10 protein-coding genes are annotated in these 14,522 nt (G+C 47.1%); 9 read left to right on the top strand and 1 reads right to left on the bottom strand.

The features are described from left to right. The first annotated feature begins 104 nt into the window (after nt 1–104). The 8 genes from WKT20_RS10515 to WKT20_RS10480 all read left to right on the top strand — a co-directional run bounded on the left by WKT20_RS10515 (nt 105) and on the right by WKT20_RS10480 (nt 10,031). Nucleotides 105–323, top strand: coding sequence for a hypothetical protein (locus tag WKT20_RS10515; protein WP_117702898.1), 219 nt, complete (start codon nt 105–107; stop codon nt 321–323). Between the two features lie 195 nt (nt 324–518). Continuing rightward, complete coding sequence (ilvD, locus tag WKT20_RS10510; RefSeq protein WP_118166030.1) at nt 519–2,321, top strand: dihydroxy-acid dehydratase; 1,803 nt, start codon at nt 519–521, stop codon at nt 2,319–2,321. Nucleotides 2,322–2,331: 10 nt separating this feature from the next. Next, a complete protein-coding gene (gene ilvB, locus WKT20_RS10505) occupies nt 2,332–4,029 on the top strand; it encodes a biosynthetic-type acetolactate synthase large subunit (RefSeq protein WP_340417338.1) in 1,698 nt (565 codons plus the stop codon). A 19-nt stretch (nt 4,030–4,048) separates the two neighbouring features. Beyond that, entirely contained in the window at nt 4,049–4,606 is a 558-nt protein-coding gene (ilvN, locus tag WKT20_RS10500) for an acetolactate synthase small subunit (protein ID WP_007562574.1), read from the top strand. 3 nt (nt 4,607–4,609) lie between these two features. Beyond that, nucleotides 4,610–5,356, top strand: a complete 747-nt coding sequence (locus tag WKT20_RS10495) for an acyl-[acyl-carrier-protein] thioesterase (protein WP_007562576.1) — start codon at nt 4,610–4,612, stop codon at nt 5,354–5,356. 54 nt (nt 5,357–5,410) lie between these two features. Beyond that, a complete protein-coding gene (gene ilvC, locus WKT20_RS10490; RefSeq protein WP_340417337.1) occupies nt 5,411–6,454 on the top strand; it encodes a ketol-acid reductoisomerase in 1,044 nt (347 codons plus the stop codon). 126 nt (nt 6,455–6,580) lie between these two features. Beyond that, nucleotides 6,581–9,454, top strand: coding sequence for a golvesin C-terminal-like domain-containing protein (locus WKT20_RS10485; RefSeq protein WP_340417336.1), 2,874 nt, complete (start codon nt 6,581–6,583; stop codon nt 9,452–9,454). Between the two features lie 52 nt (nt 9,455–9,506). Next, on the top strand, nt 9,507–10,031 hold the full coding sequence (locus WKT20_RS10480; protein WP_118028291.1) for a nitroreductase family protein: 525 nt from the start codon (nt 9,507–9,509) through the stop codon (nt 10,029–10,031). Between the two features lie 153 nt (nt 10,032–10,184). Here the strand turns inward: WKT20_RS10480 and WKT20_RS10475 are convergent, their stop codons facing one another. Next, complete coding sequence (locus tag WKT20_RS10475) at nt 10,185–12,746, bottom strand: beta-N-acetylglucosaminidase domain-containing protein (protein ID WP_340417335.1); 2,562 nt, start codon at nt 12,744–12,746, stop codon at nt 10,185–10,187. Between the two features lie 365 nt (nt 12,747–13,111). On the opposite strand from WKT20_RS10475, the gene WKT20_RS10470 reads away from it, so the two are divergent. Next, nucleotides 13,112–14,522: SusC/RagA family TonB-linked outer membrane protein (locus WKT20_RS10470; RefSeq protein ID WP_340417342.1), on the top strand; the 1,411-nt coding region annotated here is incomplete at its 3' end.

Below are 14,522 nucleotides of genomic sequence, written 5' to 3'. Positions count from 1 at the left end.
TACAAATGTTTTTTCTAAAAAACGCGCAGATATTAAAAAAAGAATAAGAATTGGTTTCTTTAAATGAAATAAAATAATGTATATTGAGAGGAGTTCTTAAATAAATGAATGTTGAAAAAGGTCTTTCTGTAGGAGGAGAAAAGTTGAAAGCGTGGAGGTTTGTAGGGGGAGAAGCAGTAGGAATATGTATAGTATATAGAAATAATGGAGGTGATAAACTGACAACAAAGAATGTATTGTTTCTTACGAATAATAATTTATTCGAAAAAAAAGTGTCATTTTATTTGCATGTTACAAAAAACCCTTTACCTTTGCATCTGTAAACAAAAAACGAGAAGAGACAGATATGATTACACTGAATACATTGGTAAACCTGGCAGTCCTGCATATTATTCGCGTCGTGGTCGTGGCATCAAGAGGTGAGAAGGTTTCGTGTATGTAATCATGCAGTTGTGATAATATGGAAAGCCTTTCTCACCAGACGATGAGAGAGGCTTTTTAATTAAAGAGTGAGGAAAATGAAACATCAGTTACGTAGTTCGATGAGCACGGAAGGTCGCCGCATGGCAGGTGCCAGAGCGTTGTGGGTGGCCAATGGAATGAAAAAGGAAATGATGGGAAAGCCGATTATCGCCATCGTGAATTCTTTTACACAATTTGTACCGGGGCATACTCACCTGCATGAAATCGGTCAGCAGGTCAAGGCTGAAATTGAGAAGCTGGGATGCTTTGCGGCTGAATTTAATACCATTGCCATCGACGACGGAATCGCGATGGGGCATGACGGAATGTTGTATTCTTTGCCTTCGCGCGACATCATCGCCGACAGCATAGAATATATGGTGAATGCACACAAGGCAGATGCGATGGTATGTATCTCCAACTGTGACAAAATTACCCCGGGGATGCTGATTGCGTCCATGCGTCTGAATATTCCTACTGTGTTCGTGTCTGGCGGGCCGATGGAGGCCGGAGAGTGGGGCGGACAGCATCTGGATTTGATTGATGCCATGATTAAGTCGGCCGATTCGACGGTGAGCGATGAAGACGTAGCTGAAATTGAACGTCATGCTTGTCCGGGATGCGGAAGCTGCTCGGGTATGTTTACTGCCAACTCTATGAACTGCCTGAATGAGGCTATCGGTCTGGCACTTCCGGGAAATGGTACCATCTTGGCAACTCATGCCAACCGTAAGCAGTTGTTTAAGGATGCAGCCGCATTGATTGTAAAGAATGCTTATAAATATTATGAGGAAGGAGACGACAGTGTGCTGCCACGCAGTATCGCCACTCGTCAGGCTTTCCTGAACGCCATGACGCTCGACATTGCCATGGGTGGTTCTACCAATACGGTGCTTCACCTGCTGGCTGTGGCTCACGAAGCGGAGGTGGATTTCAAGATGGACGACATTGATATGTTGTCACGCCGGGTGCCTTGTCTTTGCAAGGTGGCTCCCAATACACAGATGTACCATATTCAGGATGTGAACCGTGCTGGAGGTATCCTGAATATTCTGGGTGAACTGGCCAAAGGCGGATTGCTGGATACTACGGTTCGCCGTGTAGACGGTACGACACTGGCGGAAGCTATTGCAAAATATGCTGTTTGTGTACCGGAAGTCGATGCAGAAGCACAGCGCATTTATTCAAGTGCACCGGGCGGAAAGTTCTGTATTCAGTTAGGCGCACAGAATGCCACTTATAAGGAACTGGATACCGACCGTGCCAACGGATGCATCCGCGACTTGCAGCATGCGTACAGCAAGGATGGTGGCTTGGCTGTATTGAAAGGAAACATCGCACAGGATGGCTGTGTGGTAAAAACAGCCGGAGTGGATGAAAGCATCTGGAAGTTCTCCGGACCGGCCAAGGTGTTCGATTCACAGGAAGCTGCCTGTGAGGGAATCTTGGGAGGTAAGGTTGTGAGCGGCGATGTAGTAGTCATTACTCACGAAGGTCCGAAAGGTGGTCCGGGTATGCAGGAGATGCTGTATCCTACCTCTTATATTAAATCCAAACATTTGGGTAAAGAATGTGCGCTGATTACCGACGGACGTTTCAGTGGAGGAACTTCCGGACTGAGTATCGGACATATTTCTCCGGAAGCAGCTGCCGGAGGTAACATCGGTAAGATTGTAGATGGTGACATCATTGAAATAGATATTCCTAACCGCTCTATCAATGTGAAGCTCTCGGATGAAGAACTGGCTCAGCGTCCGATGACACCGGTGACACGCGACCGGAAAGTTTCGAAGGCACTGAAGGCATACGCCAGCATGGTGAGTTCAGCAGATAAAGGTGGAGTGAGAATCGTAGAATAAAGAGAGGCTTATGAGTAAAGAAAAAATATCAGGTTCGGAAGCATTGATGCGCTCTTTGGAGCATGAAGGCGTGAAGACGCTTTTCGGCTATCCGGGAGGAGCTATCATGCCGGTATTTGATGCGTTGTATGACCATCGCGACAGATTGAATCACATTCTGGTTCGTCATGAACAAGGGGCTGCACATGCAGCTCAAGGTTTTGCCCGTGTATCGGGAGAAGTGGGTGTTTGCCTGGTGACAAGTGGTCCGGGGGCTACCAATACCATTACAGGAATAGCCGATGCCATGATTGACAGTACACCGATTGTGGTGATTGCCGGTCAGGTGGGAGCCGGATTGCTGGGTACGGATGCCTTTCAGGAAGTTGACCTGGTGGGTGTGACGCAGCCGATTTCCAAATGGAACTATCAGATTCGCCGTGCGGAGGATGTGGCTTGGGCAGTGGCTCGTGCGTTCTATATCGCACGTAGTGGACGTCCGGGACCGGTGGTACTCGACTTTGCCAAGAATGCGCAGGTGGACATGACGGATTATGAGCCGGTAAACGTCGATTTCATTCGCAGTTATGACCCGGATCCTGAAACTGATTCTACGGCAGTAGCTGAGGCGGTTGCCTTAATCAATGCAGCCAAACGTCCGTTGGTGCTGGTTGGCCAGGGAGTAGAATTGGGTAATGCTCAGAAAGAGTTGCAAAATTTTGTAGAAAAGGCAGACATCCCGTGTGGATGTACCTTGCTGGGTTTGTCGGCTTTGCCAAGCAATCATCGCTTGAATAAAGGTATGCTGGGTATGCACGGTAATTTAGGCCCGAATGTGAAGACCAACGAATGTGATGTGCTGATTGCCGTAGGTATGCGTTTCGATGACCGTGTGACGGGAAAACTGGAAACCTATGCCAAACAGGCCAAAATAATTCATTTGGATGTGGACCCTTCGGAAATCGGAAAGAATGTGGCGGTAGATGTACCGGTATTAGGAAACTGCAAACGCACCTTGTCTTTACTTACTGAATTGATTCAGCCGCAGAAACATGAGGAATGGATTGCAAGTTTCAAGCCATACGAGGAGAAGGAGTTCAATCAGGTAATCGAAAAAGAAGTATTCCCGAAAGAAGGACCGATTAATATGGGTGAAGTGGTGAATGCAGTCAGCGAAGCTACCCATAATGAAGCGATTTTGGTGACCGATGTAGGTCAGAACCAGATGATGGCTTGCCGTTACTTCAAATTCACTAAACCTCGCAGTATCGTTACTTCCGGTGGTATGGGAACCATGGGATTCTGTCTTCCGGCTGCCATTGGGGCAACATTCGGTCGTCCGGACCGTACGGTGTGTGCCTTTATGGGTGACGGAGGTTTACAGATGACCATGCAGGAGCTGGGCACGGTGATGGAACAGAAGTCTCCGGTCAAGATTATATTGATGAACAACAATTACCTGGGTAATGTGCGTCAGTGGCAGGCTATGTTCTTCAATCGCCGTTATTCCTTTACTCCGATGATGAATCCGGATTATATGCAGATTGCTTCGGCTTATGGAATTGCTTCACGAAGAGTGATGAGCCGTGAGGAGCTGAACGACGGCATTCAGGAAATGTTATCGACCGACAGTCCTTTCCTGTTGGAGGTTTGTGTGGTAGAAGAAGGAAACGTGTTGCCGATGACTCCTCCGGGAAGTTCGGTCAACTATATGTTAATGGAATGTTGAGAGGAGAAGGAGGTGAATTATGAATAGCAACAAGACTTTATATACAATCATCGTTCATTCGGAAAACATTGCCGGTATATTAAATCAGATTACGGCTGTGTTTACCCGTCGTCAGATAAACATTGAAAGTCTGAATGTGTCGGCTTCTTCCATAAAGGGAGTGCACAAATATACCATTACTTGCTGGACTACTCCAGATGTGATAGATAAGGTGGTGACACAAATCGAGAAGAAGATAGACGTGATTCAGGCGCATTATTTCACGGATAAGGAGATTTTCCAGCGTGAAGTAGCCATGTACAAGGTTGCTACTCCGGAGTTTCAGGCCAATCCGGAAGCTTCGAAGGTGATTCGTCGTTACAGTGCTCATATCGTAGAGGTGAATCCTACTTTTTCAATCGTGGAAATGGTGGGAATGAGTGATGACATCACGTCGTTGTATCAGGAACTGAAACAGCTGAACTGTGTGTTGCAGTTTGTACGCTCCGGGCGTATTGCCGTTTCGACAAGTTGCTTTGAACGGGTGAATGAGTATCTGGCACACCGCGAAGAACGGTATCAGAATCAAAAAGATTGAGATATGACAGAGGACAGTAAAGTTGGAACTTACCGGTTTGTAGCCGAACCGTTTCATGTGGATTTTATGGAACGGCTGACTATGGGCGTATTGGGCAACCATTTGCTGAACTGCGCCGGGTTTCATGCAGCCGACAGAGGATTTGGTATTGCCACGCTGAATGAGAATCATTACACGTGGGTGCTTTCTCGACTGGCAATTGAACTGGAGGATATGCCTCGCGCATACGAAAGTTTCTCCATACAGACATGGGTGGAAAATGTGTACCGTCTGTTTACGGACCGAAATTTTGCCATCCTGGATAAAGACGGAAAAGCCATTGGTTATGCCCGTTCGATATGGGCCATGATCAGTATGGAAACCCGCAAGCCGGCCGATTTGCTGACACTGCACGGTGGGTCGATAGTTGACTATGTATGCGTGAAGGACTGTCCGATTGACAAACCCGGACGCATCAAGGTGAGTCATCCGGAGCTGGTGGGCGAATGTCAGGTGAAATACAGTGACATTGACTTGAACGGCCACGTGAACAGCATCAAGTACATTGAGCATATTCTGGATTTGTTCCCTATGGAAATGTTCCGTGAAAAGCGTATCCGTAGGTTTGAGATGGCCTATGTGGCTGAAAGTTATTACGGAGATACCTTGAGCTTCTATCGGGAGCAGACAGGCGAAAACGAATACGATGTAGAGGTGAAGAAAAACGGCTCGGAGGTCGTAGTCCGGAGTAAAGTGATTTTTAGAGATTAACATTATACTAACAACTAGCAGCTTCAGGCTGCGTAAAAAGATTGTAAGAAAATTATGGCACAAATGAATTTTGGCGGAGTTATTGAAAATGTAATGACCCGCGAAGAGTTTCCATTGGAAAAAGCACGTGAAGTATTGAAAGATGAAACCATTGCAGTTATCGGTTACGGTGTACAGGGACCGGGTCAGTCTTTGAACCTGCGTGACAACGGTTTCAACGTCATTGTCGGACAGCGTCAGGGTAAGACCTACGACAAAGCTGTGGCTGACGGATGGGTACCGGGAGAAACTTTGTTCAGCATTGAAGAAGCTTGCCAGAAAGCTACTATAATTATGTGTTTGTTGTCGGATGCAGCTGTGATTTCTGTATGGCCTACTATCAAGCCTTGTCTGACTGCAGGAAAAGCACTGTACTTCTCTCACGGTTTTGCCATTACTTGGAATGACCGTACAGGCGTAGTTCCTCCGACAGATGTAGATGTAATCATGGTAGCTCCGAAAGGTTCAGGTACTTCTTTGCGTACCATGTTCCTGGAAGGCCGTGGCTTGAACTCTTCTTATACTATCTACCAAGATGCTACGGGTAAGGCATACGAACGTACCATCGCATTGGGTATCGGTATCGGTTCAGGTTATTTGTTTGAAACTACTTTCCAGCGTGAAGCTACTTCTGACTTGACTGGTGAACGTGGTTCTTTGATGGGAGCTATCCAGGGATTGTTGCTGGCACAGTATGAAGTACTTCGTGAAAACGGACATACTCCGTCGGAAGCATTCAATGAAACAGTTGAAGAACTGACTCAGTCATTGATGCCGCTGTTTGCAAAGAACGGTATGGACTGGATGTATGCTAACTGCTCTACTACTGCACAGCGTGGTGCACTTGACTGGATGGGTCCGTTCCACGATGCTATCAAACCGGTTGTACAGAAATTGTATCAGAGCGTGAAGTCAGGAAACGAAGCTCAGATTTCTATCGACAGCAACTCTCAGCCTGACTATCGTGAAAAACTGAATGCAGAATTGAAAGCATTGCGTGAAAGCGAAATGTGGCAGACTGCAGTAACCGTACGTAAACTTCGTCCGGAAAACAACTGATAAAAGTCAGTCGAAAATAAATGCATTGGCCGTCCGGTATCCGAAAGATGCCGGACGGCTTTTTTTATTTGGATGAACAAGAGTCTGTGATATTTTGTACCTTTGTGGCAACCCTATAGAATGTGTATGAATAAATTTGCTATTTTGCTGCTGGGTTTTCTTTGTCTGGCAGGGGCGGTGTCCGGACAAAGTCTGGAACAGACCACAGAGCAACGTCTGAAAGATTTTTTTACCAGTTATGAGACTTCGTATGCCCGTATCGGTAAATGCAAGCTGGAACGCTTTGAGGTGGAGCATGAGAAGAAGCTGCTGCGTGTGTATGCCAATCCGGCTTTTGGCTATCAGCCGTTTACGGAAGAAAATGTGTCGGCCATCTACCGTTTGTTGAAGCAGTCGCTACCGGGACCGGTGAATTATTATACCTTGCAGGTGTATGCCGACGGCAAGCTCATTGAAGACCTGGTGCCCAATGCGTACCGCAAGAAACAGGACAAGACGCGTCTGTATGGCAAATTGGAGGCGAAGGGAAATCCGTGGGTGACGAATGTGTCACGTCCGTATGAAATCAACCGGGGACTGGAGGGACGGCATATAGCCTTGTGGCAAAGCCATGGCAAGGTGTACCGGAACGAGCGGAATGAGTGGCGCTGGCAGCGGCCCAGACTGTTCTGTACTACGGAAGACCTGTTTACGCAGTCGTTCGTGGTGCCTTACCTGATTCCAATGCTGGAGAATGCCGGGGCAGTAGTCTTTACGCCACGTGAGCGCGACTGGCAACGTCATGAAGTGATTGTGGACAACAATACCTGCACAAAAGGCAGTCATTATCTGGAAGTGGAAGATAAAAAATACCGCTGGCAAGATACCGATAAACCGGGTTTTGCCCAAAAATACCAGCAGTATCCCGACAACTATAACCCGTTTACAGACGGTACCGCCCGCTTTATTCCTACTCAGGGGCAGCCTGAAAAAGCCTTTGCCGAGTGGATTCCTGATATTCCGGAAAAAGGGGAATACGCAGTGTACGTAAGTTATCAGACCCTGCCGGAGAGTGTGTCGGATGCCAAGTACCTGGTGTTCCATAACGGCGGGGTGACGGAGTTCAAGGTCAACCAGCAGATGGGAGGGAGTACCTGGGTGTACTTAGGTACCTTTGAGTTCGACAAAGGCCGGAACGACTATGGCATGGTGGTGCTGAGTAACGAAAGTTCCCAGAAAGGAGTGGTTTGTGCTGATGCCGTCCGTTTTGGTGGCGGTATGGGAAACATTGTGCGGGGCGGACAAGTGAGCGGAGTACCCCGTTACCTGGAAGGAGCGCGCTACTGGGCGCAGTGGGCCGGAATGCCTTATCCGGTATACAGCAAGAGTGAAGGAAAGAATGATTATACGGACGACATCAATGCCCGCTCGCTGACGGTGAATTACCTGAGTGGCGGTTCAGTGTACAATCCGACGGAAAAAGGATTGAAGGTACCGTTTGAAATGACACTGGGACTGCATAGTGATGCCGGATTCAAGACCGATGATGAACTGGTGGGTTCGCTGGGCATTTATACCACAGATTTCAATGACGGAAAGCTGAACAGTGGCGTATCCCGTTATGCTTCGCGCGACCTGACCGACATGGTACTGACCGGATTGCAGCGTGACATCTCTTCCCGTTTTGGTGTGCAGTGGGCCCGACGAAGTATGTGGAACCGGAACTACAGTGAAACCCGTCTGCCGGCTGTGCCTTCCATGATTCTGGAACTGCTCTCACACCAGAATTTTGCTGATATGAAGTGGGGACATAATCCGGATTTCAAGTTTACGGTGGGACGCTCCGTGTATAAGTCTGTGCTGAAGTATCTTTCTACCATGCACGGTACGGACTATGTGGTGCAGCCGCTTCCGGTGAATCACTTTGCCATCCGTGAAGGAAAGAAGAAAAATACCTTTACGCTGAACTGGAATCCGGTGGAAGATGTGATGGAACCCACTGCCAAGCCGCAGGGATACATTGTCTATACTCGTATCGGTTACGGAGGATTCGATAACGGGGTGTATGTGCGCAAGCCGGAATATACGGTGAAAGTGGAGCCGGGACTGGTCTACAGCTTCAAGGTGACGGCTGTGAACCGGGGAGGAGAGAGTTTCCCTTCCGAAATTCTGTCTGCTTATAAGGCCAAAAGAAGCAAAGGTACCCTGCTTGTCGTCAACGGATTCGATGCTACATCGGGGCCGGCAGAAGTCAACTCTGCTCTGTTGCAAGGGTTCGACTTGAAGGCCGATCCGGGAATTCCTGACGGACAGACACCTGCTTATTGCGGATACCAGCAGGGATTCAACCGCGACAAAGCCGGACTGGAAACGGGCGACGGACTGGGAGTAAGTGATGATGTCTTGGAAGGAAGACTGATTGCAGGCAATACCCGTGACTATGTATTCGTACATGGCAAGGCCATTCAGCGTGCCGGACGCTATTCGTTCGTGTCATGCAGCGATGAAACCCTGGAAAGTGGAAGTACCGATTTGACTCACTATGACATGGTCGATTTGATTTGCGGTGCCGATGCCAAGACCTTTTCCGCTTCCATGCGAGAAGCACTGGCCAGTTATTGCCGTCAGGGAGGCTGTTTGCTAGTCAGCGGTTCGAAGTGGGGAACGAATTTGCAGAAAGACGATTTCGGCAAGAATGTGTTGAAATGCACGTACGGAGGTCGTTTCAGTAACCTTTCTTCCGCTCCGGTGAAGGGAGCCGGTACAAGCTTCCGTATTCAGGGTGGAGCTAATGAAAGCATTTATGCCGTTCCGTCCATGGAGTGTGTGATGCCGGTGGAAGGAGCTTACTCTGCGTTTGCCTATACCAATGGAAATTACGGTAGCGGTACGGTTTATCGTGGAGAAGATTATCGTACTTTTGTGCTGGGATTCCCTTTGGAATGTGTGGAGAATACAGACGTTCGCACTTACCTCATGCAGACTATTGTACAAACCCTGTTGCCCAAAAAACGGCGGTAGGGCAAGTCATAAAAAAGGAATGTAATATTAATAATAAAATAAGAGTGACAATATGGAAAATGATTTTTTGAAAGTAATTGAAACACGCCGTAGCTGCCGCAAGTATAAACCGGAGCAGATTACGGATGAAGAGTTGAAAGCCGTACTCGAAGCCGGTACTTATGCGCCGACCTCACGCGGTATGCAGTCGCCCTATATTGTGGCAGTGCAGAAGAAGGAAGTGCTTGCCCGGTTGGCAAAAATGAATGCCGAGATTATGGGAGTGACTTCGAATCCTTATTACGATGCACCTACCTACGTGCTGGTGTTTGCGCCCTCGCTGGCCAACAATCCGGTGCAGGACGGAAGTTGCGTACTGGAAAATATGATGCTGGCCGCTCATGCGCTGGGACTGGGCAGCTGCTGGATTCACCGCGAACGGGAAATGTTTGCTACGGAAGAAGGCAAGCAGCTGATGGAAGAGTGGGGGCTTCCGGAAGGATTGATGGGAATCGGTGCCCTTTCTTTGGGTTATCCTGACGGAGAGTCGGCTCCGGCAAAACCCCGCAAACCGGAATATTTCCGGGTAATAAAATAAGGCATAAAAAACGCAAGGACGTTTCATTCAAAATGTCCTTGCGTTTGCTTTTAAACGCCCTTGCGTTTTTCCTAAAACGCCCTTGCGTTTGGTTTCAAACGTCAAAGCGTTTTGGAAGAAACGTAAAGGCGTTTTTTTATGTATGTTTTCAAATTAGTCAATTGCCACAATTTCAAATACTTCCGCAACTCCTTCCAGGCGAATCTTAGCTACGTTCTTGTTGGCCAGTTCGATTCTTGCAAAAGGAGTTTCAATCATGGTTTCCGACACGACCTTGCCCTTCTTGTCCAGCTGGATGCACTTCAACGGGGCAGACAGGCGGTTCATGAGCAGGGTATATGCCTTGACATTTTCCTTTACTCCGAAAGTCAGTGTCTTAGTGCTCTTGTAAGAAGTCGCCAGGTTGTTGTCGAAAGCATAGATGGTCTTGTCCAGACTGTCTGCTTCAAGTGAGAATCCCATGTTTTCTGGACGCAACGGATTGACGTCGAACGAGCGGACAGACGCATAGTTGGTGCGTTTGGAGTCCAGTCGTTTCAGGCGTACGTAGCGTGCTTTTTCCGGAGCTCCCTGCCAGTGGATGATGTATTGCTTGTCGAGTTCTCCGGTCAGTGCCTTCCAGGTTTTTCCGTCTGCCGAGCATTCTACGATGGCATGGTCGAAATAGTCCACATCATCCTTGGAATTTCTTCCCTGAAGAATCGAAATTTCTGTCACGTCACGCACGTCGCGCAGGTCTACACCAATCCAATCGTTTGCTTTCTGAGCAATTCCCGAGGTATAGAAGGTAGTAGAATCATTGTCGAACATCAGCTTGGTTTGTACGGTATGCGCACTGCTGAAAGAACCGATACCTCTGTAGTCAGTCGGTACCTTGCCTGACAGTTTTTTCAGGTACTCGTGTGCCATATCATCCATGGCATTCTCATAGAACGGCTGAAGTTTCAGCGTACCCGATTTGTGAGCCTCATAGCTTCTCCGGTCTTCGGGAGTCATGATATTCTGTATGTATTTTTCCCAGAACAGCGCATCGTCTTTACCTGAGCGGTAGATACGTGCCAGTTCGATGGCCTGCTTGCCGCGTGTACCTAATTTACCGAACTCTGTCAGCCAGGGGCGGAGCTCGTTAATCAGGGCCGCGTTCTTGCAACTGCTTTCCAGGCGTGCCGGTGCACTTTCTACTTTCTTGAATTCTTCTTCCAGTGCGTTAGCCGCTTCGTCTGTCCAGTCAGCCAGGCGGAAAGTCTGGGTTTCCCACGACTCATCCCGGCGGTATCCGTTTTCGGTATCACTGGAATGGATGGCAAAGGTGCGGTAGGCATCGGTTGCTTCCGGAACCAGTTCCGCCAGTCCGCGTTCCCAGTTGTCGATGGCATTGTAGTCGGCAATGTTCCAGGTATAATCGGCCACTCCGTATAAAGCCAGCTTGGAGGCTTCCCCGTGTTCCATCGGGTTGCTCACGATACCGCAGGTTTCATTAGCCGTGAGACTGGTGTCCAGTCCGTACACCGGACCCTGAAGCAGGAAGTTGCGGATGTAGTCGGTTACCGGATAGTTCCACCAGTAATAAGCCGGACGCTTGATGCGCGAGTTGATGAAATCGAGTGTTTCGGGTGTCAGGTCGCTGCACACCACGTCGCCCGTCCAGAATACCTTGATTTCAGGATTAAGCGTTTTTCCGTAGATGGCCAGACTACCTTTCTCGGTCGGGTTCGCCCAAAGTTTGGAGTAATCGGTAGGGCAGACCGTAAGCGGAGAAACATCGCCTTTCACCTTCACAAACTCTTCTGTCAATCGGTTGAGCAGTTCTGTCTGCTTCAACGGGTTGGTACCCTCTCCGGAAATATCGTCAAAGAAGATGGCAAAATGGCGTACTCCTAAGTCGTACATCCAGTTGAACTTGTTGATCAGGTTCTGATAGTCTTCCTCGTTCCACTTGATGTCCTGTCCCGGATGGATGGCCCATACAAAATCCACGTAGTTGCGGTTGCAGGCATCCACCAGCTCCTTGATGTGTTGCGCCTCTTTCTCCGGATAAGGCAGTCGCCAGTTCGGACAGCTGTGATAAGGGTCGTCTTTCGGACCGTATAAGTAAGAATTCATCTTGAACTTTCCGTAGAAGTCAATGAGCGACAAGCGTACCTCGTGCGACCACGGAGTACCATAGAAGCCTTCCACGACTCCACGGTTAGGAAGGTCGGGATAATCGTTTATTTCTACAAAGGGAAGAGCACTGCCGGAAGAAACCGGGCTTTCCACCAGTTGCTTCAAGGTTTGTATGCCGTAGAAAGCACCGCGTTCGTCAAATCCCGTGATGGTGATTCCTTTTTCATTGACAACAAGGGCATAGGCACCCGACACTGCTTTTACATTGGCCTTACTGGCAACTTTCTGTCCGAAATCGATGGTTAGTTTAACTCCTTTCTTGTTCGGGGAAAGGAAATCAAGGTAACCCGCAAATTTATCCTGCTTGTCTTTCAGGTTGATACCCTGAGACAGGTCGCATGTTTTTCCTGCCATCGTCACAATCCGATGAGGCTGCGGATTCAGGATAAGTCCTTTGTGGTCTACTTTTTTTCCGGGAACAGCTTGTACATCTTGCTTCTCCGAGCGCTGGGAAGACAGATCGAATGTGTCTTGCGCGCATACATTGCCGTACATCAGTGAACACACAATGCCGGCGGTTACGCATTTTACATAATGATTCATTTTCATGATATGGATAATTTGAGGTAAATACAAGGTATTTGCTTGATTAAAACTCTGATTCAAAGATACGATTTGTTTCTGAATCGTGCAAACTGTAAGGGATTGGGATTTGGGGTACGTGTGGTTTTTTATAATCTGTACTTATATTACATTAAATATTAAATGAATATCAATATTAAATATATTTAACCTGTTTTTTTGTGGGCTTATATTTTAAAATTATTTATTTTGAACGAAATCAATAAATTCTATTGTTAACTTAAAATTGAACTATGAAAAGAACAGAGTTTAAACTCTTGGCAATAACTACATTATTGTCAGGATTCTCCGTTGGTTACATTCATGCTGAAACCCATTCGGAGGCAGTCAGAATGTATGTGTCTCAACAAGAAAACGAATGTAAAGGAGTTGTGTTGGATGAAACCGGTGAAACAGTAATTGGAGCCTCGGTTTTGGTAAAAGGAACTTCTAATGGTACTATCACCGATTTGGATGGTAACTTTGTGATTCAAAATGTAAAAAAAGGTGATGTAATTGTTGTGTCATACGTAGGTTATAAAAATGTTGAAACTGTATGGGATGGCACAAACCTTAGGATTCTTTTGAAAAGCAATGCGGAAGAGCTGGACGAAGTTGTAGTTGTAGGTTATGGTGTGCAGAAAAAGGTAAATCTTACCGGTGCTGTATCTTCTGTAAAGGGTGAGGCTTTTGAGACTCGTCCGGTGGTCGATGCCACACAGGGGTTGCAGGGTATGGTGCCAGGCCTGAATGTCAGTAACGGTAATTCAGGACGTCCTGGTGCAACTGGAACGTTGAGCTTACGTGGTCAGGGAAATTTGTCAGGAAATGCTTCCCCTTATGTACTGGTGGATGGTGTAGAAATGTCTCTTTCTGACATTAATCCGAATGATATTGAAAGTATCTCAGTATTAAAAGATGCGGCAGCTTGTTCTATATATGGAGCGCGTGCGGCATATGGTGTGATTCTTGTTACTACTAAAAAGGGTCAGGAAGGAAAAATGCGTGCAAATTATCAGGGAACCGTAGGTTGGAGTACACCTACAGTATTGCCTGATATGGTTAATTCCCTTGATTTCGTAAAATTCTGGAATGATGGAGTAACTAATGCGGGTGCAGGGGGTAGAGCTTATTCTGCAGAGAAGATTGCTCAATTGGAACAATATATGAGAGACCCTTCAAGTCTCAATCCGTGGGCAGAATTGCAACCAGGACAGTCTCTTAATGCAGCTTTTGAAAATTCTGAACTGGGATTGGGTAATACAGACTATTTTGACTTGCATTACAAGAATTTCAGTTTCAAGCAGAGCCACAATTTGAGCTTTAGTGGCGGTAATAAGAAAGCACAATACTATGTTTCTGCAGGCTATTATAATGAAGATGGTATATTGAGGTATGCGGATATGGATTATACCCGTTATACAGTAAATGCAAATATTACCTCTGAACTTACTAAGTGGATGAAATTAAAGTTCAATACAAAATATATGCATTCGGACAATAGAACTCCATTTAATCAAGGAACTGTCAATGGGGTTTCGCTTGACGGAGGTTTGTCGGAAGGTTTTTATCATAGCTTGGCGCGTTTCCGCCCTACGGTATCTCCTGTAGATCCGAATGGTCATTTTACAGAATTGTCATTAATACCTTATTTACAGAGCGGAACATATACTGACACTCAAAATGACCGCTTTAATTTTACTACAGGACTTGAATTCCAGCCTGTCAAGAATTGGTTTATTTTCTTTGATTATACTTATAAAC

The organism is Phocaeicola sp. ICN-14070 (assembly GCF_037892625.1).
Lineage (GTDB): Bacteria > Bacteroidota > Bacteroidia > Bacteroidales > Bacteroidaceae > Phocaeicola > Phocaeicola plebeius.
The sequence above is the reverse complement of the archived record's forward strand: the minus strand, read 5'-3'. Positions and strand labels throughout refer to the sequence as shown.

Bases quoted from the DNA above. Each gene is read 5' to 3' on its own strand.
- WKT20_RS10515 (WP_117702898.1), top strand. From the start codon at position 105: ATGAATGTTGAAAAAGGTCTTTCTGTAGGAGGAGAAAAGTTGAAAGCG.
- ilvD (WP_118166030.1), top strand. From the start codon at position 519: ATGAAACATCAGTTACGTAGTTCGATGAGCACGGAAGGTCGCCGCATG.
- ilvB (WP_340417338.1), top strand. From the start codon at position 2,332: ATGAGTAAAGAAAAAATATCAGGTTCGGAAGCATTGATGCGCTCTTTG.
- ilvN (WP_007562574.1), top strand. From the start codon at position 4,049: ATGAATAGCAACAAGACTTTATATACAATCATCGTTCATTCGGAAAAC.
- WKT20_RS10495 (WP_007562576.1), top strand. From the start codon at position 4,610: ATGACAGAGGACAGTAAAGTTGGAACTTACCGGTTTGTAGCCGAACCG.
- ilvC (WP_340417337.1), top strand. From the start codon at position 5,411: ATGGCACAAATGAATTTTGGCGGAGTTATTGAAAATGTAATGACCCGC.
- WKT20_RS10485 (WP_340417336.1), top strand. From the start codon at position 6,581: ATGAATAAATTTGCTATTTTGCTGCTGGGTTTTCTTTGTCTGGCAGGG.
- WKT20_RS10480 (WP_118028291.1), top strand. From the start codon at position 9,507: ATGGAAAATGATTTTTTGAAAGTAATTGAAACACGCCGTAGCTGCCGC.
- WKT20_RS10475 (WP_340417335.1), bottom strand. From the start codon at position 12,746: ATGAAAATGAATCATTATGTAAAATGCGTAACCGCCGGCATTGTGTGT.